The following is a 23,694-nucleotide window of genomic DNA, read 5'->3' as shown; positions in this document are numbered from 1 at the left end:
CAAACGCCTGGGGCGAATCCACGCTCACAGCATCACTGGGGCCGTCTTGTGTCAGGCCAGCAACTGAATGTCGGCGGCCGGGCCGCCGAGGCTGAGGCCGGTCACTCCCTCAAGCAACACACCCTGCAGCGGCCGTCCGGAGAAGCTGAGGAAGGTGCCGTTGCGGTACTCCCTCAGTTCGGTCACGCCCGCTCCTCCGAGCAGGGTGAGCTTGTCGCGGCCGGCTTCAAAGCCGACGACGCGGTCCACGCCGCCGCCCTGGATGTCGTACACGACAGTGTCGGCGGCCCCGTCCCCGCCGCCGCCAGGGGCGCGCAGGTCGATCAGGTCGCCACCGTTCACCACAACACTGCGCGCGACCCTCCTGCCGGAGAAGCGGAAACTGCCCCCGTCGCCACCTCCGGTGAGGGTGTCCTCTCCCAGCCCACCGATGAGGGTGTCGTCGCGCCGCGAGCCGATCAGGGTGTCCTGGCCCTCGCCGCCATCGGCCTGGAGCCGCACGCTCCCCTGGCTTTCGATTCGGTCGGCGCCGGCGCCGCCGAAGGCGATGGCGGTGCTGAAGCGACCGTCGTAGGAGGGATCCCAGAGGGGGCCGTTCCCGGGACCCCCGGGGTTGTCGGCGAGCAGCGCCTCGTCAACCGACGCACTGCCCACGGCCGCGAAGGTCAGCGTGTCATTGCCGGCTCCGGCCGTCACCGTGGCCGTGTTGACAAGGCTGGGGCCATCGCTGTGGAACAACCAGGTGAGGGTGTCGTCGCCGGCGCCGAAGTCGACGACGCCGCGCTTGGCCCCCACCACCTGGAGATCGAAGTCCAGGGGTGGCGCAGCGGAGAGATCCCAGCGCACGTCGACGAAATTGGCCACCAGCAGGTTGGTGCCCAGGGCCGGTGTCCAGTAGTCCGCGCCGAGGGTGAGGTTCTTGAGGTCGTTCCAGGAGCCGGTGTTCTCGATCCGTGCCCGAGGGACGTTTTCACCGGGAAGGGTGATCGGGGTGGTTGCCACGGCTCCCAGCGCGCCGGTGGGCAGAGCGGGCCCTCCAGGCTGGGATCCCCGAGGTCTGCCGCCCAGCTGCTGGCTGATGGCGAAGCCGGGGGCATTGATCACCGCCGGCTGGACGGCGGCCCCTTCCGCCAGGTCGTTCACCGTGATGGTGAACGGCTTGTCGAAGCTGTTGCCGGCGCTGTCGGTGGCCCGCAGGGTGAGGCTGCGCGTCGTGGCCGTCTCGAAGTCCAGCGAGGCCGTGGTCAGCAGCCGGTTGCCGTCGAGGCGGAACAGGCCGCCCGGGTTGCCGTTCGGTGCGAAGGAGAAGCTGAAGGTCCTGCCGGGGTTCGGGTCGGTCGCCGTCAGCAGGCCGACGAGGGTGTCGGCAGGCAGGTTCTCCAGAACCGCGGCACCCGTGAGGGTGATCACGGGGTCGATCACCCCGTCACTGCGGACCGCCAGATTCTGCAGGCGCCGATCGAGGGCGGCCGGGGTGTCGGCCGCCGTGAACGGGTTGGCGGGGGAATGGCTGGCCGCCAGGAATTCGGCCAGGGCATCCTGTTCGGAGCCATTGGCGGCGAAGGTGGCGACGCCGGTACGGGGTGCGCCACCCGGCTGGGTGATGTTCACCCGGTTGGGGTTGGACAGGCTGGTGAAGGGGTAGCCGTCACCGCCGCTGGCCATGAAATCCAGGGTGACCATGCGGATGCTGCGGGCCGGATGGCCCACCACCTCGCCGTTTCGCACCACGACGTCGAGATCGTTGCCGGCGTCGTCCTGGATCGCCAGGCTCACCACCCGGGAGCCGGCCGGCCGGCTGAGGTCATAGCTGAAGGCCATGCCGCCCACCTGGGGAAAGCGGCCCTGGTTGATGCCGGCGGCGATGCCGTGCTCGATCAGCGCCTTGAGCTCGCCGGGGGTGACGCTGACCAGGGTCAGGCCGTTGTTGAAGCTGAGGGCATTGGCGATGTCGTTGCGGGAGATGCCGCCCTCCGGCTTCACCACGTTGCCCTGGGCGTCGAAGACCGCCGCCGTGGGCAGCAGTTCAGGGACACCGTTCACGGAGCCGGTGGGAACGATCGACTGGCCAATCGAGTTGCGGATGCCGCCGCCGTTCTTCAGCGAGACGACCACGCTGGAATCAATCTGGCGGGCATAGGCCAGGTTGGCGTCGGCCGTGAGGTTGCCGAGGTTGGTCTCCTCGCTGCGCACGCCCGGGTTGCGGTTGCCATTGAGGAAGACCTCGCTGACGCCGAACCATTCCGACTCCTGGGCGACGATCACCGACCGCAGGTTGTCGACCACCTCCTGCACCCGCGCATCGATGAAGGCCTCGGCGTTCAGGGCCGCCACACCCGCGGCATCGGTGCGGAACGCTCCGCTGATGCTGGGGTCGTAGCTGGCCGGGATGATCACACCGGAGGCATCGAAGTCGAGAACCAGGCGGCCCAGGTATTTGTAGTTGCCATCGGTGTTGACCACCGCCACGGGCCGGCCGTCGGCATCGGTCTTGACGATCGGATAGGGGCCCTGGACGCTGTCGCCGGGGCGGGTGATGTCATCGCTGTCGAACAGGCGGGTGTTGGAGCCGCCGGCCACGATGATGTCAACGTGGCGCAGGCGCTCGGCCAGGGCCTGCTCAATGCTGATCTGCTGCATGTGGGCCAGCAGGATCACCTTGTTCAGGCCCGGATTGGCGGCGATCAGGGCATCCACGTCGGCCTGGATCTCCGCCGCCAGAGCATCCAGTTCGGCGGCCGTGGGGGTGCCGCTGAAGGGGGCCGGGGCCACACCCACGCCGCCCGGGCTGGAGATGGTGCGCAGCCAGGGGGTGGTGGCGCCCACAACGCCCACCGACGCGCCGTTGACATCGAACACCACGCTGCTGGTGATGCTGTTGGGCCGCGGCGCCTGGCCGGCGGGCACCACCAGCCCCGCCAGGTTGGCGTCCGTGGCGAAGTTGAGGTTGCCGCTCAGATAGGGGTAGGCCGTGCCGGGGTAACCGGCGGCCGCATTGGGCCGGATCAGGTCCCGCACCACCGCGGTGCCCTGGTCGAATTCGTGGTTGCCGAAGGCGATCGCCTGCACCCCCAGGGCGTTCTGGATCAGCACATCACCGCGGCCCACGGCGCCGTAGGCCTGGGCCGAAGCCCCGTAGAACAGGCCCGGAATCCAGGCGTCGCCGCTGGAAAGGGTGAGGGTGTTGACGAAGCCGGGGATGCCATCGAGATCGATGTCCTGGGCCCGCAGGGCATTGAGCACGCCGGACAGGCGGGGGGCGTCGTCCAGGGCAGCGATGCCGCCCTCCTGGTCGGCCAGGTGGAAGAGCTGCAGGCGGAAGGCGCTGCCGGAGGCCAGGGGCGCGGCGCCGGTGACACTCACCTTGTCGTTGCCCTCGCTGCTGGCGATCAGGCCGGCCGGCTGCCCGGCGGGGCTGCGCAGGAAGGTGATGCCCTCGATCCGCTCGGCGCCGGGGAACACCACCGGATCCACCGCCGCCACGTTGTAGGGGTCGGTGACGTCGAACACGGCCGCCACGCTGGTGGTGGTGCGCTCCAGGGCCACGAAGGCGTAGGTGCGACCGGCCACGGTGGCAATCTCCACCATCTCGGGCTCGGTGCCCTTGTCGTCGTCACGGTTGCTGGCCATCAGGCCGAGACTGGCGGCCAGGTCCTCCAGGGCGTCGCTGGAATCGAACACCACGTTGCCCTGCACGTCGTAGATGCGCAGCGAGCGGGAGCCGATGCTGAAGGGCTTGTCGATCAGGCCATCGCCGTTGATGTCGCCGGTGTCGTTGAGCAGGTTGAGGCGGGTGCGGCTGATGCCGGTGGCGGCGGCGAAGGCGGCGTTGAGGGCGCTGACGCCTGGGTGGTTACGGAAGGGGGTGCCGTTGACCGCGGTGCTGGCATCAGCCCGGGTGAGATCGGAGAAGATGTTGCCCCGGTCCGGTTCGTATTCACGGGAATCACCCTCACCCACCGCCAGCAGGAAGCTGCGGCCCTGGACATCGGTGAACGCGGCAATGCCGTCCGGCATGGTGAGGCCGTAGAGCGGCAGACCGGAGATGGGCCGGTACTGGTTGCCGCCGCCGCTGCTGCCGTCCACATCCCGATCGGAGCTGTCGAAGCCGGCGCGATCGAAGCTGACCACGGTGAAGGCATTGCCACGGGCGCCCTCGGTGCCGAAGTCGTTGTCGTAGTTGATCACCAGCGCGCCGTCATCGCGGATGGTGAGACCCTCCGGCTTGTCGTAGGCCAGGCTGCCGCCGATGGAAGGCAGGTTGAACAGCTCGATCTTGTGGGCCAGGCGGATGCCGGCGGCCGCCAGCACGTCGGCGCTGGAGGTGCTGAAGATCGGGGCCGTGGCGGCGTTGCTGTCGTGGTCGACAGGGGTGCGGCGGTTGTCGAGCAGCTCCGGGCTGACAACGCCGATCGCCCCCAGCCAGCCTGCCGTGGCCTGGTTGGCAGCGGTGGTGAGCGGCAGGGTGTCGGTGGCACCGCGCAGATCCACCTCGTAGACGTGCTTGAAGCCGGTGAGGCTGCGGCTGCTGTCGCGTTCCATCACCAGGAACACGCCCCGGGCGGCGTCGAAGGCGACATCGCCGATCTTGTCCTGGCCGGCACGGCCGCTGAGCAGGTAGAGGTGCTCCTTCACCGGGGCGCCGGTGGCTGGGTTGATGGCCAGGATGCGGGTGAGTTCGGAGCGGCTGCGGCCTTCGGTGACGCCGTCGCCGTTGGCATCCACATCCAGGGGGCTCTGCAGGAAGGCATAGAGCAGGCCGTCGGTGGGGTTGAAGGCCATGCCCTCGATGCCGCGGTTGCTCCAGCGGTTGCCGTAGATGGCGGGCAGGCTGTCGATCGTTTCCGCCCCGATCGGCGTGGCACCACCCACGTTGTGCTGGGCCACGAGCTGGGCCTTCTGGCCGGCGGGGATATAGCGCTGGATCAGGTTGCCGCTGACGGCATCGAAGATGGAGATCTGGCCGCGGTATTCATCGCCGACCGCAAACACCTGACGGGTGCTGCCGCCGATGGTGAGGCTGAACCGTGAGACGGTTTCCGAGTCGATGCCGAAGGGGTCGTAGGCCAGCGGGGCATTGGCCCCATCGATCGGCACGTCATCCTTGATCGCCAGCTGGGGCAGGCCGGTGAGGGGGGTGCCATCGGGGCGGTTGAGGCCAAGGCGGCCCAGCTCGGTGACAGCGCCGGTGGCGCGATTCATGCCCAGCTTGTAGATGCTGGGCTGAAAGTCCGGATCCAGGAACTGACGCCTGCCCGCGATCAGAGCACCGTTGGGGCCGCGATCGGTGATGGAGTAGTAGACATCCAGCTCCGTACCGTTCAGCGTCTCCTTACCGGCGAAGAACAGGCCGGAAAGGCCTCCGGCCAGCACGCCTGCCGGCTGGTTGGCACCCCCAGCGGCATACTCCAGTTCGTAAGTGAAGTTCTCGGCACTGGCAATGCCGCGGGACCAATCCTTGATCCCAGCGGAGAAGATGGTGCTGATCACCGGCGCCGTACCGCTCAGATCCAGCACGGCGATGGCGTTGTTCTCCTGCAGGGAGATCCAGGCGGTGTTGCCATCGGCGCTGATGGCGATGGCCTCCGGCTCGATGTCCTGGGCGACCGTGGTGGTGACGCCCAGACGGGTACCGATGCGGACGCCGCGGTTGATCAACTCGGCACGGCGGCTTTCCCAGGCTTCGAAGCCCACGGTCTGCACATCGGCGGCGGCGGGAGCCACGGGCGTGCTCGCCAGATAGCCGCTGGTGTTGATCAGGGAGATCGAACCGACGGGATCAATGGTGTAGACGGAATTCGGCTCCCCTTCATTGGTCACCAGCAGCCTGCGGCCGTCGCTGCTGAACTTCACCATGTCGGGCAGGGCGCCCACGGTCACGGTGCTGATATGGACAGGCAGGGCCGGATTGCTGAGGTCGTAGAACTGCACGAAGCCCGGGTCCGTCTTGACGGCGTTCTGCACCGCAATGGCGAGCAGATTGCCGAACACGGCTGCGCTCTGCAGGGTTTCGCCGTTGCCGGTGGACGTGGCTCGAGCAACGGCGAGGGGACTGCCTGGATCACGGAGATCGGAGACAACAATGGCCCCGGATCCACCGCCTACGGTATAGAGATATCCAGTGGCTGGGTTATAGGCAGAGATTTCAGCATTGGCCCCGAGATTGGCCAGGGAGATCACTCCGTTTGTCGCTGGGATGAAGGGATCCAGAGCGGAAAAGGTGAGTCCCATTGAAAGCTGCTGCAGTCTTTTTCAACTTGGCAGCAGCCCCTTCAGGCAAGGTTAAGTCCAGTCAAATGTGTGTTGAAGGGATGGGGGGATGGGCGGCCCCGGCACCTCTCGAGGTGTTCGGGGAGACGTCGATCGAGCGCTTCACGCAGCACCACAGCGGCACAGAAAAAGACCCCCGGTGGTAACCGGGGGTCTGGGTGTCCCTCGAAGATTCGAGAAGGGGCGTTGACGGAATTCGGGAGCCGGAGGCTCAGCCGAACTTGCCTGACGTGGACGCGATCAGGAAGGCCGCGTACGTGAGGATGTAGCCGATCGTGAAGTGGGCGAGACCCACCACACGGGCCTGAACGATCGAGAGAGCGACAGGCTTGTCGCGCCAGCCCACCAGGTTGGCGAGGGGCGTGCGCTGATGCGCCCAGACGATGGTCTCGATCAGCTCCTGCCAGTAACCCCGCCAGGAGATCAGGAACATGAAGCCGGTGGCCCACACCAGGTGACCGAAGAGGAACATCCAGGCCCAGACGGCCAGGTTGTTGGACCCCATCGGGTTGTACCCGTTGATCAGCTGGGAGCTGTTGAGCCAGAGGTAGTCGCGGAACCAGCCCATCAGATAGGTGCTGGATTCGTTGAACTGGGCCACGTTGCCCTGCCAGATGGCGAGGTGCTTCCAGTGCCAGTAGAAGGTGACCCAACCCACGGTGTTCAGGGCCCAGAAGACCGCCAGATAGAAGGCGTCCCAGGCCGAGATGTCGCAGGTGCCGCCACGGCCGGGGCCGTCGCAGGGGAAGGAGTAGCCGAAGTCCTTTTTATCGGGCATCAGCTTGGAACCCCGGGCATCCAGGGCACCCTTCACCAGGATCAGGGTGGTGGTGTGCAGACCCAGCGCGATGGCGTGGTGCACGAGGAAGTCGCCAGGACCGATCTGGAGGAACAGGGAATTGCTTCCCGAGTTGATGGCATCCAGCCAGCCCGGCAGCCAGACGGCGCCGTTGTTGGGCCACGCCGTGGAGGCGATGCTGTCGGCGTTGGCGAGCAGCACATCCATGCCGTAGAGGGCTTTGCCACTGGAGGCCTGGACGAACACCGGCTCGATGAGGATCTGCTTCTCGGGGGTACCGAAGGCGACCACCACGTCGTTGTGGACGTAGAGACCCAGGGTGTGGAAGCCGAGGAACAGGGAGACCCAGCTCAGGTGGCTGATGAGGGCTTCCTTGTGCTCAAGCATCCGGGCAAGGACGTTGTCCTTGTTGGCTTCCGGGTCGTAGTCGCGGATGAAGAAGATCGCACCGTGGGCGAAGGCACCGCACATCAGGAAGATGGCGATGTACTGGTGGTGCGTATAGAGGGCGGCCTGGGTGGTGTAGTCCTTGGCGATGAACGCATAGGACGGCAGCGCGTACATGTGCTGCGCCACCAGGCTGGTCACGACTCCCAGGGCAGCCAGGGCGAGGCCCAGCTGGAAGTGGAGGGAGTTGTTGACGGTGTCGTAGAGGCCCTTGTGGCCGGCGCCCAGGTCACCAGGGGTGCCCTTGGGGGGGTTGTGGGCGTCGAGGATCTCGCGGATCGAGTGGCCGATACCGAAGTTGGTCCGGTACATGTGGCCGGCGATCACGAAGATGCAGCCGATGGCCAGGTGGTGGTGGGCGATGTCCGTGAGCCACAGCGCTTCGGTCTGGGGGTGGAAGCCACCCAGGAAGGTGAGGATCGCGGTGCCTGCTCCCTCGGAGGTCCCGAACACCTGGTTGGCGGTGTCGGGGTTCTGGGCATACACGCCCCAGTTGCCGGTGAAGAACGGAGCCAGACCGGCGGGATGGGGAGCGACCGAGAGGAAGTTGTCCCACCCGACGTGCTGTCCCCGGGACTCGGGGATGGCGACGTGGACCAGGTGACCGGTCCAGGCGATGGAGCTGAAGCCGAACAGCACAGCCAGGTGATGGTTGAGCCGCGATTCAGCGTTCTTGAACCAGGCCAGGGAAGGCAGGAACTTGGGCTGGAGATGGAGCCAGCCGGCGAACAGGGCCCATGCCGACAGGATCAGCATGAAGATGGAACCCTGGTAGAGCTCCATGTTGGTCGTCATACCGATCGTGTACCACCAGTGGTACAGACCGGAGTAGGCGATGTTCACCGGAGAGGAGGCGCCCGCCTGGGTGAAGGCGTCGATGGCGCCCTGGCCGAAGTGGGGATCCCAGATCGCGTGAGCGATGGGACGGACGTGCAGCGGATCGGCGACCCACTGCTCGAAGTTGCCCTGCCAGGCGATATGGAACAGGTTGCCCGAAACCCAGAGGCCGATGATCGCCAGGTGACCGAAGTGGGTGGAGAACAGCTTTTGGTAAAGCCGCTCCTCCGTCATTCCGTCATGGCTCTCGAAGTCGTGAGCCGTGGCGATGCCGTACCAAATACGGCGGGTTGTCGGGTCCTGTGCCAGACCCTGGCTGAACGAAGGAAATTTCGTTGCCATTGGGAAAGGTCAGGTGGAGGTCAGCCGACCGCGATGAGTCGGGACAGGAAGAAGGCCCAGGTTGTCGCGATACCGCCCAGCAGGTAATGGGCGACACCGACGGCACGGCCTTGGGTGATGGAAAGCGCCCGCGGTTGGATGGCGGGAGCCACCTTCAGCTTGTTGTGAGCCCAGACGATGGACTCGATCAGTTCCTGCCAGTAGCCGCGGCCGCTGAAGAGGAACATGAGGCTGAAGGCCCAGACGAAGTGGGCACCCAGGAACATCAGACCGTAGGCACTGGAGGACGAGCCGTAGCTGTTCAGCACCTGGGCGGCCTGAGCCCAGAGGAAGTCCCGGAGCCAACCATTGATGGTGATGGCGCCCTGGGCGAAGTTGCCGTTGGTGATGTGCTGGACGCTGCCGTCGGCATTGACGGTGCCCCACACGTCGCTCTGCATCTTCCAGCTGAAGTGGAAAATGACGATCGACAGGGAGTTGTACATCCAGAACAGGCCGAGGAACACGTGGTCCCAGGCCGACACCTGACAGGTACCGCCACGGCCGGGGCCGTCGCAGGGGAAGCGGAAGCCCAGGTTCGCCTTGTCGGGGACGAGGCGGGAGCTGCGCGCGTAGAGCACACCCTTCAGAAGGATCAGCACGGTGACGTGGATCGTGAAGGCGTGGATGTGGTGGACCATGAAGTCCGCCGTTCCCAGGGGGATCGGCGCAGCGGCCACCTTGCCGCCGACGGCGACGACAGCGCCGTTGAACACTTCACTCACACCGGCCAGCGCATTGGGTGCGGTGGTGCCGGCGGCAGCGGCGTGCAGGCCCTGGATCCATTGCGCGAAGACGGGCTTCAGCTGGATCGCGGTGTCGCTGAACATGTCCTGGGGACGACCCAGGGCACTCATGGTGTCGTTGTGGATGTAGAGGCCGAAGCTGTGGAAGCCCAGGAAAATGCACACCCAGTTGAGGTGGCTGATCAGGGCATCACGGGCTTTCAGCACCCGATCCAGAACGTTGTCGATGTTCTTGGCCGGGTCGTAGTCGCGAATGAGTGCGATGGCCGCATGGGCACCGGCTCCGACGATCAGGAAGCCGCCGATCCACATGTGGTGGGTGAACAGCGACAGCTGGGTCGGGTAGTCGATACCGATGTAGGGATACGGAGGCATCGCATACATGTGGTGCGCCACGATGATCGTGAGCGAACCGAACAGCGCCAGGTTCAGACCCAGCTGGGCGTGCCAGGAGGTGGTCAGGAATTCATAGAGCCCATCGTGACCTTTGGGCGCGGGGAACAGCAGGGGATCGCCCTTCTGGCCCTCGAGAATTTCCTTGATGCTGTGGCCGATGCCCCAGTTGGTGCGGTACATGTGGCCAGCCACGATGAACAGCACCGCGATCGCCAGGTGGTGATGCGCGATGTCGGTCATCCAGAGGCTGCCGGTCACAGGATTCAGACCACCCTTGAAGGTGAGGAAATCGCTGTAGGCGGCCCAGTTGCCGGTGAAGAAGGCGGAGATCCCCGCGCCGAAGCCGGGGAACAACTGGGTCAGCAGATCCTGGTTGAGGAACTCGTGGGGGAGCGGGATGTCGGCCACCGAAGCGATGGTCTTGCCGTTGAGCACCAGCGGGTTGCCGGCGTCGATGGCGTCCATCAGCTGGGTGGTGGGCAGCGACACGTGCAGCAGGTGACCTGTCCAGGACAGGGACCCGAGCCCGAGCAGACCGGCCAGGTGGTGGTTGAGCATGGACTCAACGTTCTGGAACCACTCCAGCTTCGGAGCTGCCTTGTGGTAGTGGAAGACCCCTGCGTTGAGCATGAGGCCGGCCATCACCAGGGCACCGATGGCGGTGCAGAGGAGCTGGAACTCGTTGGTGAACCCCCAGGCTCTCCACACATGGAAGAGGCCGGAGGTGATCTGAATGCCGTGGAAGCCGGCACCCACATCGCCATTGAGAATTTCCTGGCCGAAGATCGGCCAGACCACCTGAGCACTGGGTTTGACGTGCAGGGGGTCGGCCAGCCAGCCGGTGTAGTTGGAGAAGCGGGCTCCGTGGTAGAAGGCGCCGCTCAGCCAGATGAAGATGACGGCCAGATGGCCGAAGTGAGCGCTGAAGATCTTCCGGGAGACCTCTTCAAGATCGCTCGTGTGGCTGTCGAAATCGTGAGCGTTGGCGTGGAGGTTCCAAATCCAGGTGGTGGTTTTGGGACCTTTGGCGAGGGAGCGATCGAAGTGCCCGGGCTTGCCGAGAACATCGAAGTCGACGGGAACGGGGTTCCGGTCAACCATGTCCTTCGCCGTTTTCCCACGCTCTGGTGGGCTGATGGTCATCGAGACGTTCCTCGAGGGACGGGGTCGAGGTGGAGGGTCCACCCCTTCGACGGACGCCGGGGACAGGTCATGCGACCGTCCCGGCCCCATCGGTGGGCCCCATGGCCGGGAAGCCCCGACCATGGGCACCAGTCGCGATGGGGGAGAAATCCCTTGCCACGACTGGGGCTTTGGGCCCCGAAAGGGGACCGCTGGCGGAAGTATAGGGGTCGAAAACAAGGCGAATCGGCCGCCAGTTACAAAGGTTTAATCCCGGCGGTTCCAAGGCTGCGACTGCGGTCTGGCGACATGTTGTCAACAACGTGACAATCAGGAAAACCGCGGGGTTTCTATAACCCCTTGCTGCATTTTGCAGCGATTTCAACAGCCGATTACCCCTCTTCGGCCCCCAAAGCAGAATGGCTCCACGAATGACGGAGCGCGCGTGGGCGACAGGGGAGAGGGGCATGGAGCCGCGGGACGGTGGGTCCGTCGGTTCGTCTGCCGAGCCGGCCTGCTGGCGGCCGCCCTGCTGCTGGTGCTCACCCTGGCGCCGCCGGCTGCCCTCGCCTTCTCCCTGCCGGGCCGCCGCCCGAGCGCCGCGGCCCCGGCCACACCCGCCATGGGACGTTCCAGCCAGCAGGAGGTGGCCCCACCTCTGGCGGTGCAGCAGCTGCAGGAGGCCCTGGAGGCGCGTCGTCCCCGGGTGGAGATCGTCTCCCCCGCCGACGGCGCCCTGCTGCCGGCGGGTCCCTGGAGCCTGCGGCTGCGGGTGGAGGACTGGCCCCTGGTGGATGCCGGGCCCCTCGGCCTCGGCCCCCACCTGGTGGTGCAGCTGGATGGGGATGACCCCCTGCCGCTGACCGCCACCACCACCACGATGCGGCCGCTGGAACCCGGCAGCCATCGGCTCACGGTCTATGCCGCCAGGCCCTGGGGTGAGGCGGTGAAGGGCCCTGGTGCCCAGCGCCAGATCCGGCTCCACAGGGTCGCGGCCAATCCCCTCGGCCAGCCGGCCCCTGGCAGCCCCCAGCTGATCGCCGTCAGCCCCCGGGGCACGGCGGCCGCCACGCCGCTGCTGCTCGACTGGCTGTTGCTGGAGGCCCCGCTGCAGAACCTGCGCAGCGGCGATGCCAGCTGGCGGCTGCGGGTCAGCATCAACGGCGACAGCTTCCTGGTGGATCGCCAGACGCCCCTGTGGCTGGAGGGCTGGCGCACGGGCAGCAATGCGGTCCAGCTCGACCTGCTCGATGGCCTGGGCGAGCCCCTCAACCCTCCCTTCAACAGCCTGGTGGGTGAGGTGATCCTGGAGACCGGCGGCGAACCGCCCCGCTGGCAGAAGGGGCGGCTCACCGCCTCCGAGCTGGCCATCCTGCTGGGCGAGGCCCCACCGCCGGCCGCCCCTGAGCCGGAGTCGGAGCCAGAGCAGGAGCAGGCGGCGGAATCCGACGGGACCCTGGAGCCGGAGGCCGCGGCGCTGCCGGAATCGGCGCCGCCGCAGGAGCCACAGCCCGATCCGCTGCCGCCGCTGGCCCTGGCCGGTGGGGCTGCGGGCCCGGACAGCGACCAGGAACTCCCGGGCCAGGCGGGAGAGCTGGCCGCCCAGGGGAGCCCACTGGCGCAGGCGCCGGAGCCCCCCAGCCCACCCGACCCGCCGATGGCGGACGGCACCACAGCAGCAGATGAAAGGGCAGCGGCTGGCACCGCGGGCCCCGGCCCGGAAGACTCCCCTTACGGCCAGGACCTGGCCGCCCTCGACGGGGGGGTGACCCCTTGAGCGACACGACGCGGCGACACATCGGCCTCGGCTTCGGCCCGACGGCCGCAGCGATGCTGCAGCGGCTGCGCCAGGCCGGTCTGCTGACCGTGGTGCGGGGCCCGGAGGAGGAGGCCTCCGCCCCCTGGCTGGCGCGGCACTGGGGGAGCGCCGACGCGGTGGTGGCCGTCGGGGCCTGCGGGCTGGTGACCCGGCTGATCGCCCCCCTGATCGGTGACAAGCAGAGCGATCCGGCCGTGCTGGTGGTGGACCCCCGGGGCCGCTTCGTGGTGCCCCTGCTGGGGGGCCATGGCGCCGGCGGTGACCGGCTCGCCGAGGAGATCGCCGCCCTGGTCGGTGGCCAGGCCGTGCTCACCGGGGCCGGCGCCGCCCGGGGCCGGCTGCCCCTGGATGCCTTCGGCCAGGCCTGGGGCTGGCGCCGCGGCACCGGCGACTGGAGGGAGCTGATGGTGGGGGCGGCCGGCGGTCGCCGCCCCTACCTGCACCAAGAGGAAGGCACCACGCTGTGGCAGGGGCTGGAGGCCAACGTCAGCGGCGACGACCACAGCAGCCAGGACGAGAGCAGCCAGGACGGCGGGGCGCCCCTGGTGATCGGCCCCCGCAGCGGCGCGGGCTGCCGCTGGCATCCCCCCAGCCTCTGGCTGGGCATCGGCTGCGAGCGGGACACGAGCCTGCCGGTGCTGGAACGGCTGGTGGCGGAAGGCCTGGAGCAGCAGGGCCTGGCCCGGGAGGCCGTGGCGGGCCTGGCCAGCATCGATCGCAAGGGGGATGAGCCCGCCCTGCTGGCCCTGGCGTCGCAGCACGGCTGGCCCCTGCGCCTCTATGACGCCGCCACCCTGGCGGCGGTCGCCGTGCCCCATCCTTCAGAAGCGGTGGCCCGGGAGATGGGCACGCCCAGCGTGGCCGAAGCCGCCGCCCTGCAGGCGGCAGGGGAGGCGGGCCGGCCGCTGACGGACCCGGCCGGGACGGACCAGGCCGGGTCCGCGCCCCGCCTGCTGGTGGAGAAGCGGATCGGGCGCGCCGCCAGCGGGGAGCGGGGTGCCGCCACCCTGGCGGTGGCCCTGGCCGATCGCCAGTGGGCCCCGCAGCGGGGCAGCCTGCATCTGGTGGGCAGCGGTCCGGGCCCGATCGATCTGCTCAGCGGCGATGCCCGCCGGGCCCTGGCCTCTACGACGGTATGGGTGGGCTACGGGCTCTACCTCGATCTGCTGGAACCCCTGCGGCGCCCCGACCAGCTGCGCCGCGAAGGCCGGCTGACGGAGGAGCGGGCCCGCTGCACCGAGGCCCTCGACCTGGCCCGCCAGGGCCTCGACGTGGCCCTGATCTCCTCCGGGGACAGCGGCATCTACGGCATGGCGGGCCTGGCCCTGGAGCTCTGGCTGCAGCTGCCGGTGCTCGACCGTCCGGCCTTCACGGTCCACCCGGGCCTCTCGGCCCTGCAGCTGGCCGCCGCCCGGGCCGGGGCCCCGCTGATGCACGACTTCTGCACCATCAGCCTCAGCGACCGCCTCACCCCCTGGGAGGTGATCGAACGGCGGCTGAAGGGTGCCGCCAGCGGCGATTTCGTCGTGGCCCTCTACAACCCCCGCTCCCTCGGCAGGCCGTGGCAGCTGGGGCGCGCCATCGAACTGCTGAGGGAGGGCCGGCCGGCCAGCACGCCGGTGCTGCTGGCCCGCCAGCTGGGCCGCGCCGAAGAGGCGCTCAGCCTCCACACCCTGGGCACCCTGCCCGAGGGCCAGGTGGACATGCTGACCCTGGTGCTGGTGGGCAACAGCTCAACACGCGTTCAGGACGGCCGCATGGTCACCCCGAGGGGCTATCCGGGAGCGGCCCTGGCCTGACAGTCAGAAGAAAAAAATCGGGATGACAGGATTCGAACCTGCGGCCCCTTCGTCCCGAACGAAGTGCGCTACCAAGCTGCGCCACATCCCGATGGCCAGACTTTAGGGGATGGCCTGCGGCGACCGGCCACCGTGACCGGCGTCCCTACAGTCCGCACAGCCCAGCGATGCCCGTGACCGTCAGCGACCCCCGGCCCGCCCCCGCCAAGCCGCCCTGGTTGCGGGTCAAGGCGCCCCAGCGGGAGCGGATCGGAGCGGTGGCGGATCTGCTGGTCGACCTCAAGCTCAACACGGTCTGCCAGGAGGCCAGCTGCCCGAACATCGGCGAGTGTTTCGCCGGCGGCACCGCCACCTTCCTGATCATGGGGCCGGGCTGCACCCGGGCCTGCCCCTACTGCGACATCGACTTTGACCGCAGCGTGCGGGCGCTGGACCCCACCGAGCCCGAGCGGCTCGGGGAGGCGGTGCGGCGCATGGGCCTGAGCCATGTGGTGATCACCTCGGTCAACCGGGACGACCTGGCCGACGGCGGCGCCAGCCAGTTCGTGGCCTGCATCGAGGCCGTGCGCCGCACGTCCCCCTTCACCACGATCGAGATCCTGCTGCCCGATCTGTGCGGCGCCTGGGAGGCCCTGGCGGCGGTGATGGCGGCGGCGCCGGAGGTGCTCAACCACAACATCGAGACCGTGCCCCGGCTCTACCGGCAGGTGCGGCCCCAGGGGGTCTACGAGCGCTCGCTGGAGCTGCTGCGCCGGGTACGCCAGGGCTGGCCGCGCACCTACACCAAGTCAGGGCTGATGGTGGGCCTGGGCGAAAGTGACGACGAGGTCCGCGCCGTGATGGCCGATCTGCGTGCCCACGCCGTCGACATCGTCACCATCGGCCAGTACCTCTCCCCCGGCCCGAAACATCTGCCGGTCCAGCGCTTCGCGTCGCCGGAGGTGTTCGAAAGCTTCCGCCGTCACGGGGAAGGCGACCTGGGCTTCCTCCAGGTGGTAAGCAGTCCGCTCACCCGCAGCAGCTACCACGCCGGCGAGGTGCGTCGCCTGATGCAGGAGCATCCCCGCTGAGCAGAACCGGACTCCGGGGCAGGATGAGAATCCCGCAGCCCCACGGTCCGGTCATGAGCAAACTCGCCTCCTTCGGCCTGCTGCTGGCCCTGCTCTCGCCGGCTGAGCCGGCCCTGGCGGTGCCGCACGTCTACTCGGACGTGGTGCTGGGGGTGAACGACCTGATGGCCTGCGTGGACACCGCCAAGAAGGTGGCCAGCAAGAACGGCTTCAGCGAGGACGTCCAGGTGGTCGGCACCGGCAAGAGCCGCTCGGTGTACGCCGACCACGCCAGCCTGCCGATGGCCCTGTCGATCAGCTGCAGCACCCACCTGGGTGCCGCGTCGATCGCCGTTGCCGGCATGAACAACGACGACACCTTCGCGGCCTTCCAGAAGGTCTACGACGACTTCTGAGCCTGAGCGGCAGAACCGCTCAGGCCGCCACGGCCTCCCGCTGGGCCAGACCCACCGTGGCCGTCTCGCTGGGGGGCACCAGCACCCGGAAGCGAGCTTTCCAGGTGGCCCAGTCGGCCAGGATCGCCGCCGCCTTCGCGCTGCCGGTGGCCTGGAGATGGGCCTCCAGCAGCGGCAGCAACAGCCCCTCCTGCTCGGGGGTGGTGAGGGAAACCAGCGCCACCGACTCGGGATTGAGGCGGGCCGCCAGGCCTCCGGTTTCGTCGAGCAGGAAGGCCACACCGCCGGTCATGCCGGCGGCCACGTTGCGGCCGGTGCTGCCCAGCACCACCACCACGCCGCCGGTCATGTACTCGCAGCAGTGGTCACCGACGCCCTCCACCACGGTGCGGGCGCCGCTGTTGCGCACGGCAAAACGCTCACCGGCCCGGCCGAGGGCGAACAGCTCCCCACCCGTGGCGCCATAGAGGCAGGTGTTGCCGAGGATCACCTGGTCGCCGGGGTCACGGACCGCGGCCGGGGGCACCACGGTGATGCGACCGCCGTTGAGGCCCTTGCCGACGTAGTCATTGGCCTCGCCCACCAGGCGCAGGTCCATGCCCTGGAGCACGAAGGCGCCGAAGCTCTGGCCGGCGGCGCCGTGGAAGGTGAGGGCGAGGCCCCCCTGGAAGCCGGTGTTGCCGTGCAAAGCGGCGATCTCGCCGGAGAGTCGGGCCCCCACGCTGCGGTCGGTGTTGACGATCGTCAGCTGACGCGCCACCTGGCCGTGGCTCTCGATCGCCGCGCGCACCTCAGCGTCGGCGAGCAGCCCGTCCTCGAGCACCGGGCCATTGCCATGGGCCACGTCGTCGTGGCGGAGCCAGGCCCGGTCGGCGGCTGCGGGGATCGGGTCAAGCAGGCAGGAGAGATCCAGGGCGCTGGTCTTGGTGAGACCGATGGCGCGGGGCGCCAGCAGGTCGGTGCGGCCGATCAGGTCCTCGAGCCGGGCCACCCCCAGCACGCTCAGCAGCTGGCGCACCTCCTCGGCCACGAAGACGAAGAAGTTGACGACGTGCTCGGGCAGGCCGGTGAAGCGCTTGCGCAGGGCCTCCTTCTGGGTGGCGACGCCCACCGGGCAGTTGTTGGTGTGGCAGACGCGGGCCATGATGCAGCCCTCGGCGATCATGGCCACCGAGCCGAAGCCGAATTCCTCGGCCCCGAGCAGGGCGGCGATCAGCACGTCCCAGCCGCTCTTGAGGCCGCCGTCGGCCCGCAGCAGCACCCGGTCCCGCAGGCCGTTCTCCAGCAGGCTGCGGTGCACCTCCGTGAGCCCCAGCTCCCAGGGGCTGCCGGCGTGCTTGATCGAACTCAGGGGCGAAGCTCCGGTGCCGCCGTCATGGCCGGAGATCTGGATCACATCGGCATTGGCCTTGGCCACACCGGCGGCGATCGTGCCGATGCCGATCTCGGCCACCAGCTTCACCGAGACCCGGGCGGCGGGGTTCACCTGATGCAGGTCATGGATGAGCTGGGCCAGGTCCTCGATCGAATAGATGTCGTGGTGCGGCGGCGGTGAGATCAGCGCCACGCCGGGCTTGCTGTTGCGCAGCCAGGCGATGTAGGTGTCCACCTTGGGGCCGGGCAGCTGGCCGCCCTCGCCGGGCTTGGCGCCCTGGGCCACCTTGATCTCCAGCTGCTGACCGCTGCGCAGGTAGGCCGGGGTGACGCCGAAGCGACCCGAAGCGATCTGCTTGATGGCGGAACAGGCGCTGTCGCCGTTGCGGAGACCGCGCAGGCTGGGGAGGGTGGGCGAATGGCCCTCACCGTCGACGTCGTGGAGGGGGTGGTAGCGGGCCGGGTCCTCGCCGCCCTCGCCGCAGTTGCTCTTGCCGCCGATGCGGTTCATCGCCACCGCCAGCACCTCATGGGCCTCTCGGGAGAGGGCCCCCAGGCTCATGCCGCCAGTGCAGAAGCGGCTGCAGATGCTCTCCACGCTCTCCACCTGCTCGATCGGCAGGGGCGTCGGGGCCGGGCGCAGCTCAAGCAGATCCCGCAGCGCCGTGACCGGGCGGTTCTCCAGCAGGGTGCGGTAGGTGGTGAAGTGGTCGTAGCCGGGGCCCGCCGCCACGGCGGCGTGCAGGGCCTTGGACATGTCCGGGTTGTTGAGGTGGAACTCCCCGCCGGTGCGGTACTGCACGAAGCCCATGAACTCCAGCTTGGTGCGGTTCAGCTCCGGGTAAGCCTTGGCATGGAACGCCAGGGTTTCGCTGGCCAGATCCTGGAGGCTGAGGCCGGCGACGCGGCTGGTGGTGCCGGTGAAGGCCAGATCGATCAGATCGGCGCCGATGCCGATGGCCTCGAAGATCTGGGCGCCGTGATAGCTGGCGAGCAGGGAGATGCCGATCTTGGAGAGGATCTTGCGGAGCCCCTCCTCCAGGGCCTTGCGCACGTTGGCCTGGGCCGTGTCGGCATCGAGGCGGGGGAGCTTGCCCCGCTCGATCATCGACTGGGTGCGGGGATGGGCCAGCCAGTGGCGGGTGGTCTCGAAGGTGAGCCACGGGCAGACGGCGCTGGCGCCGTAGCCGATCAGGCAGGCGAGGTGGTGGGTGCTCCAGCACTGGGCGGTGTCCACCACCAGGGAGCACTGCAGGCGCAGGCCGAGCCGCAGCAGATGGTGGTGCACGGCCCCCACCCCCAGCAGGGGAGGAATGGCCGTGGTGCCCGCACTGATGCCGCCATCGGCCCGGTCGGAAAGGACCAGGATCTGGGAGCCGCTGCGCACGGCGGCCTCCGCCTCGAAGCAGAGCCGATGCAGCGCCTGCTCCAGCCCCTCGGGTCCGCTGGACACCGTCAGGAGCGTGGACAGGGTGGTGCGACCGAGGCCGTGGGTGCCGAGGTCCTCCAGTTCAGCCTCGTTGAGCACCGGGGTGGTGAGGTGCAGCACGGCGGCGCCGGAGGCATCGGGCCGCAGGGCGGAACCGCGTCGACCCAGGTGCATCTCCAGGCTCATGACCAGCTTCTCGCGCAGCGGGTCGATGGGGGGGTTGGTGACCTGGGCGAAGCGCTGCTTGAAGTAGTCGTAAAGAAGGTGGGGCTTGGAGGAAAGCACCGCCAGGGGGATGTCGTCCCCCATGCAGTAGGTGGGCTCCTTGCCCTGGCCGGCCATGTCCTCGATCACCAGATCCAGGTCCTCGGCGGTGAAGCCGAAGGCGGTCTGCTGCTGGAGAAGCTCCAGTTCGCCCAGGGTGCGTTCCTGCTCCCAGACGCCGGGGGACAGGCTGCGGCGGTGATCTAGCAGCCAGCCGGCGTAGGGGAGGCGTGCCGCCGTCTCCTCCTTCACATCCCAGTTGCGCAGCAGCCGGTGCTGCTCCAGGTCGACGGCCAGCATCTGGCCGGGGCCGAGGCGCCCCTTTTCGATGATCCGGGATTCCTCCAGTTCGACCACACCCGTTTCCGAGCCCATCACCACGTAGCCGTCGCTGGTGATGCAGTAGCGGGCCGGCCGCAGGCCATTGCGGTCGAGGGTGGCCCCCACCATGCGGCCGTCGCTGAAGACCAGCAGGGCCGGACCGTCCCAGGGCTCCTGCAGGCAGGCGCTGTATTCGTAGAAGGCCTTGATCGCGGGCCGTTCGTCGAGCTCGGGCTGGTCGCGGAAGGCCTCCGGCACCAGGGTCAGCAGGCTGTCGGTGATCGGCCGGCCACTGCGCACCATCAGCTCGAGGGTGGCGTCGAGGTTGGCCGAATCGCTGAAGGCGGCGTTGACCAGGGGCCGCAGGTCCCGGGCGGCATCGCCCCAGACGGCCTCGAGGTGGGATTCGGCGGCTCTGGCCCAGTTGATGTTGCCCAGCAGGGTGTTGATCTCGCCGTTGTGGCCCAGCAGGCGCATCGGCTGGGCCAGGGGCCAGCGGGGCAGGGTGTTGGTGCTGAAGCGGCGGTGGTACACCGCAAAGGCGACGCTGAAGCGCTCGTCCCGGAGGTCGGTGTAGAAGGCGTCGAGCACCTCCGAGCGCACCATGCCCTTGTAGACGACGGTGCGGGCGCTGATCGAGGCGAAATAGAGGTCGGTGGTGTCGGCCCCCCACACCTCCCGCACCCGGTCGACGGCGCGGCGCCGCAGCCGAAACAGCAGGGATTCGAGGGCGTCGACGTCGGCCATCACGCCGGGCACCGCATCGGGGGCGGCCAGCAGCCACTGCTCGATGGCCGGGGCGTTCTCCCGCGCCAGGGGACCGAGCACCTCGGGAACCACCGGGACCTGCCGCCAGCCGAGGCTGAGGAGACCGAGGCGCTCGGCCTCCTCGTCGCAGATCCGGCGGGCCTGGTCGCGGCGGTCGGGATCCGCCGGCAGGAACAGCATCCCCAGGCCCCGAACGATCGCCGTGGAGGCGGCCGCCGCCGGCCAGACGGCCTCGAGGTAGCTCCAGGGGATGGCGGTCAGCAGGCCGGCGCCGTCGCCGGAATCACCATCGCCGCCGCAGCCGCCCCGGTGCTCCATGCAGCGGAGGCCCCGCAGGGCCTGCTGGAGCACCCAGTGGTTGGCCACCCCATCGAGGTGGGCCAGGAAGCCCACGCCGCACGCGTCCGTTTCTCCAGGGCCTGGGGACGAGCTGTCGCGATGGGGCCAGAGCGGAACGGAGGAGGACATAGGCCGGGTTGGTGCTGCTGAAACGGAGCTGGAGATGGCTTGAAAACAACAAGCCTAAAGAAGCCGGCAGGAAGGGTCTGCCGAGGAGCTGCCGTGTCACCCGTGCAGCAGCCGTGTCCGCGACGACAGGGCGAGCCATCGATCCTAGGCAGCCACCCTTCCCCGGAGCGATGGGACTAACTTTTTGCCTCAAGGGGCAGGATTTTTGCCTCAAGAGGCAGGACGTCGTCGATGGCCAGGACTCTCCCGATCACCCTGGCCCTGCTGGCCCTGATCGGAGCGCCACCAGTCACCAGGGCGGCCCCGCCGCCGATGCCCCCGCCCCTGCCGGAACTGGCGCCCCCCCGTCCAAGCCGGCCCGTGCCGGTGCGCTCGGGCTCCGCCGCGGAGGTCGGCGGCACCGGGCTGACGCTGAACGGCCGCAGCCAGCAGGCCGCCTGGCGCTGGAGCGGCGATGACCCGCGCCGGCCGGTGGCCCTGTGGCTGCCACTGGAGGTGCTCGAAGGCCAGCTGGGCTTCAGCAGCCGTTCCAGACCCGATGGCGTCCTGGCCCTGGAATGGTTCGGCCGGGAGCTGTTGGTGCCGCCGGCCCAGCAGCGGTCGCTGGCGGACGAGGTGGCCGTCGACGTGGCCGCCCTCCTGGAGGAGGTGGGCGTGACGGTGGAGCGGCGCGGCGAGCGGCTGGATCTGCGCCTGCCGGCGCCCCGACTGCTCCAGGTGCGCAGCTCGGAGCAGGCCGGGGTCCGGAGGGTGGTGCTCGACCTCGATGGCCCCACCCTGGTGCGCAGCAGCGAGGGCGGCCTGCGGCTGTCCCTGCTGAGCCGGCCCGACCAGCTGGCCCTGCTCACCGCCCGGGGCCTGCGCAGCGGCAGCGACGGGACGGACCTGACCCTGGCGGTGCCCGGTGCTGCCGCGCCCCTGCGCACGTTCACCCTGGGGGATCCGGCCCGGGTGGTCATCGATCTGCCCCAGGGCGCCGGCAACGTCGGCACGGCGCCGGAGGCACCGGCGCCGATCGATCCGCGGCTGCTGGCGATGCTGGGGTCCCAGCTGCGCTGGGACCAGCAGGTGCGCAGCGTGGGCGGCAGCCGGTTCCTGGTCAACGCCGTCCGGATCGATCCGCGCAGCGGTCCCCTGGAGCTGCGCACCCTCAGCCGCCCCGACGGCATGGCGGGGCTCAGCTCCCTGACGGCCCTGGCCCAGCGCCAGGACGCCCTGGTGGCGATCAACGGCGGCTTCTTCAACCGGGTGCGCCGGCTTCCCCTCGGCGCCCTGCGGGACCAGGGCCGCTGGCTGTCCGGGCCGATCCTCAACCGCGGCGTGGTGGGCTGGGAGCCCCGCAGCCTGCCCCGCTTCGGCCGCCTGCGGCTGGAGGAATGGATCAGCGATGACCGCGGCCAGCGCCTGCCGCTGCTGACCGTGAACAGCGGCCTGGCCCAGCGGGGCCTGAGCCGCTACACGGGCGAGTGGGGCCGGCTCTACCAGGCCCTGACCGGCTCGGAGACGGGCCTGCTGCTGAGCGGCGGCCAGGTGCAGCGCCGGATCGGCAGCGCCGAGCTGGCGGCGGGGGTGCCGCTGCGGCCGGAGGACACCCTGGTGGTGGCCCGCGGCGGGGCCGACCTGCCCTGGGGCGAGGGGGATCGGCTGCGGATCGAGAGCCGGCCGAGCGATCCGGTGGGCAACGCCTCCTCGGTGATGGGGGGCGGACCGCTGCTGCTGCAGAACGGCCGCATCGTGCTGAATGGCGGCGCCGAGGGGTTCGGGGCCGCCTTCCTGCGCCAGGGTGCGCCCCGCACCGTGGTGGGCAGCGACGGCACCCTGCTGTGGCTGGTGACCCTGGAGGGCGCCGGGGGGGGCGCCGGGCCCACCCTCTCGGAAACCGCCTGGCTGCTGCAGCAGTTGGGGCTGGTGGATGCCCTCAACCTCGACGGGGGCAGTTCCACGGGCCTGGTGATGGGCGGCAGCCACCGGGTCAAGGGGCGCGGCGTGGCCGGCTCCGTGCACAACGGCCTGGGCCTGGTGCCCATCGGGGGCGGGGGAGCGGCCACGAGCCTGGCGCCGGCCGGCCGGCCGCTTGCCGACTGATGGCCTGGGCAGATGTCCCCCACTGGCAGACTGATCCCATTCGCCGCCTCGCCGTGCCCAGGGGCCACAGCCTCCGACTCACCGCCGCCGCCGCCGCCGAGCTCTGCCGGCAGGCGGCCGTGGCGGGCACCCCCGGGCTGATGCACCTGGAGCTGCTGGAGGGCGCCTGCGAGGCGTGGGCCATCCGCCTGCGCCCCGGCCACCTGTCCGGCACCCCCGTGGCTCGCGCCGACGGCATCACCCTCTATTCCCCCGGCGACCAGCTGTCCCTGCTCAAGGGCCTCCAGCTCGACTACCGGGGCGACCTCAGCGGCGGAGGGTTCCTGGTCCGCTCCGGGCCGGGGGTGCGCAGCTGCGCCTGCGGCGCCGCCTTCAGCCGTGAGAACTGAGCGGGACGACGACGAAGTAAGGTGTCGGATTGTCGATACGGTCGGACGTCCGACCTGTCCACCCAGAAGTCCCCACAGAGCAGCACCCGGCCCTCGATGCCCACTATTCAGCAGCTGATCCGCACCGAGCGGCAGCGTCTCACCCGCAAGACGAAGTCGCCCGCCCTGCGCGCCTGCCCTGAGCGGCGTGGCGTCTGCACCCGGGTGTACACCTCCACCCCGAAGAAGCCCAACTCGGCGCTGAGGAAGGTGGCCCGCGTGCGCCTCACCTCCGGCTTCGAGGTCACGGCCTACATCCCCGGCATCGGCCACAACCTTCAGGAGCACTCGGTGGTTCTGATCCGCGGCGGCCGCGTCAAGGATCTGCCCGGTGTCCGGTATCACATCATCCGCGGCACCCTCGACACCTCCGGGGTCAAGGACCGGCGTCAGTCCCGCTCCAAGTACGGCGCCAAGACACCGAAGGCCTGAGCCTTCGCGCCACCGGCTCTCCGCGGCCGACTCCCTCCTCCTGC

11 protein-coding genes and 1 tRNA gene are annotated in these 23,694 nt (G+C 69.2%); 7 read left to right on the top strand and 5 right to left on the bottom strand.

Annotated elements, in window-relative coordinates:
- Positions 1 to 51: 51 nt before the first annotated feature.
- The 3 genes from KUG38_RS08845 to psaA all read right to left on the bottom strand — a co-directional run bounded on the left by KUG38_RS08845 (position 52) and on the right by psaA (position 11,019).
- The gene (locus KUG38_RS08845; protein WP_502988692.1) at positions 52 to 6,231 is read right to left on the bottom strand and encodes a choice-of-anchor I domain-containing protein; all 6,180 of its coding nucleotides are present in this window, start codon (positions 6,229 to 6,231) and stop codon (positions 52 to 54) included.
- Between the two features lie 250 nt (positions 6,232 to 6,481).
- On the bottom strand, positions 6,482 to 8,695 hold the full coding sequence (psaB, locus tag KUG38_RS08840) for a photosystem I core protein PsaB (RefSeq protein WP_216920729.1): 2,214 nt from the start codon (positions 8,693 to 8,695) through the stop codon (positions 6,482 to 6,484).
- Positions 8,696 to 8,715: 20 nt separating this feature from the next.
- Positions 8,716 to 11,019, bottom strand: a complete 2,304-nt coding sequence (gene psaA, locus KUG38_RS08835; protein WP_094585993.1) for a photosystem I core protein PsaA — start codon at positions 11,017 to 11,019, stop codon at positions 8,716 to 8,718.
- A gap of 424 nt (positions 11,020 to 11,443) precedes the next feature.
- Between psaA and KUG38_RS08830 the strand changes: the two genes are divergently transcribed.
- Positions 11,444 to 12,775 carry a hypothetical protein gene (locus KUG38_RS08830; RefSeq protein ID WP_353617759.1) on the top strand — a complete coding sequence of 444 codons (1,332 nt, stop codon included), beginning with the start codon at positions 11,444 to 11,446 and terminating at the stop codon, positions 12,773 to 12,775.
- Positions 12,776 to 12,828: 53 nt separating this feature from the next.
- On the top strand, positions 12,829 to 14,616 hold the full coding sequence (gene cobJ, locus KUG38_RS08825) for a precorrin-3B C(17)-methyltransferase (RefSeq protein WP_502988693.1): 1,788 nt from the start codon (positions 12,829 to 12,831) through the stop codon (positions 14,614 to 14,616).
- Positions 14,617 to 14,633: 17 nt separating this feature from the next.
- Here the strand turns inward: cobJ and KUG38_RS08820 are convergent.
- A tRNA-Pro gene (locus KUG38_RS08820) sits at positions 14,634 to 14,707 on the bottom strand.
- A gap of 82 nt (positions 14,708 to 14,789) precedes the next feature.
- On the opposite strand from KUG38_RS08820, the gene lipA reads away from it, so the two are divergent.
- Entirely contained in the window at positions 14,790 to 15,686 is an 897-nt protein-coding gene (gene lipA / locus KUG38_RS08815; RefSeq protein ID WP_353617758.1) for a lipoyl synthase, read from the top strand.
- Between the two features lie 53 nt (positions 15,687 to 15,739).
- Complete coding sequence (locus KUG38_RS08810; RefSeq protein ID WP_216920724.1) at positions 15,740 to 16,081, top strand: hypothetical protein; 342 nt, start codon at positions 15,740 to 15,742, stop codon at positions 16,079 to 16,081.
- A gap of 19 nt (positions 16,082 to 16,100) precedes the next feature.
- Here KUG38_RS08810 and gltB read toward each other — a convergent pair whose 3' ends face one another.
- Positions 16,101 to 20,705 carry a glutamate synthase large subunit gene (gltB, locus tag KUG38_RS08805; protein ID WP_216920723.1) on the bottom strand — a complete coding sequence of 1,535 codons (4,605 nt, stop codon included), beginning with the start codon at positions 20,703 to 20,705 and terminating at the stop codon, positions 16,101 to 16,103.
- Between the two features lie 231 nt (positions 20,706 to 20,936).
- Here gltB and KUG38_RS08800 point away from each other — a divergent pair, with 231 nt between their 5' ends.
- The 3 genes from KUG38_RS08800 (at position 20,937) to rpsL (ending at position 23,650) form a co-directional block, all read left to right on the top strand.
- Positions 20,937 to 22,790, top strand: coding sequence for a phosphodiester glycosidase family protein (locus KUG38_RS08800; protein ID WP_216920722.1), 1,854 nt, complete (start codon positions 20,937 to 20,939; stop codon positions 22,788 to 22,790).
- Positions 22,791 to 22,843: 53 nt separating this feature from the next.
- A complete protein-coding gene (locus KUG38_RS08795) occupies positions 22,844 to 23,179 on the top strand; it encodes an AIR synthase (RefSeq protein WP_216920721.1) in 336 nt (111 codons plus the stop codon).
- Between the two features lie 96 nt (positions 23,180 to 23,275).
- Positions 23,276 to 23,650, top strand: a complete 375-nt coding sequence (gene rpsL, locus KUG38_RS08790; protein ID WP_015109448.1) for a 30S ribosomal protein S12 — start codon at positions 23,276 to 23,278, stop codon at positions 23,648 to 23,650.
- The last annotated feature ends 44 nt before the right edge of the window (positions 23,651 to 23,694 follow it).

The organism is Synechococcus sp. CCAP 1479/9 (assembly GCF_019038535.1).
Lineage (GTDB): Bacteria > Cyanobacteriota > Cyanobacteriia > PCC-6307 > Cyanobiaceae > Cyanobium.
This window is presented reverse-complemented; position numbering and strand designations above follow the sequence as displayed.

Bases quoted from the DNA above. Each gene is read 5' to 3' on its own strand.
- KUG38_RS08845 (WP_502988692.1), bottom strand. From the start codon at position 6,231: ATGGGACTCACCTTTTCCGCTCTGGATCCCTTCATCCCAGCGACAAAC.
- cobJ (WP_502988693.1), top strand. From the start codon at position 12,829: ATGCTGCAGCGGCTGCGCCAGGCCGGTCTGCTGACCGTGGTGCGGGGC.
- KUG38_RS08810 (WP_216920724.1), top strand. From the start codon at position 15,740: ATGAGCAAACTCGCCTCCTTCGGCCTGCTGCTGGCCCTGCTCTCGCCG.
- psaB (WP_216920729.1), bottom strand. From the start codon at position 8,695: ATGGCAACGAAATTTCCTTCGTTCAGCCAGGGTCTGGCACAGGACCCG.
- KUG38_RS08800 (WP_216920722.1), top strand. From the start codon at position 20,937: ATGGCCAGGACTCTCCCGATCACCCTGGCCCTGCTGGCCCTGATCGGA.
- gltB (WP_216920723.1), bottom strand. From the start codon at position 20,705: ATGTCCTCCTCCGTTCCGCTCTGGCCCCATCGCGACAGCTCGTCCCCA.
- rpsL (WP_015109448.1), top strand. From the start codon at position 23,276: ATGCCCACTATTCAGCAGCTGATCCGCACCGAGCGGCAGCGTCTCACC.
- psaA (WP_094585993.1), bottom strand. From the start codon at position 11,019: ATGACCATCAGCCCACCAGAGCGTGGGAAAACGGCGAAGGACATGGTT.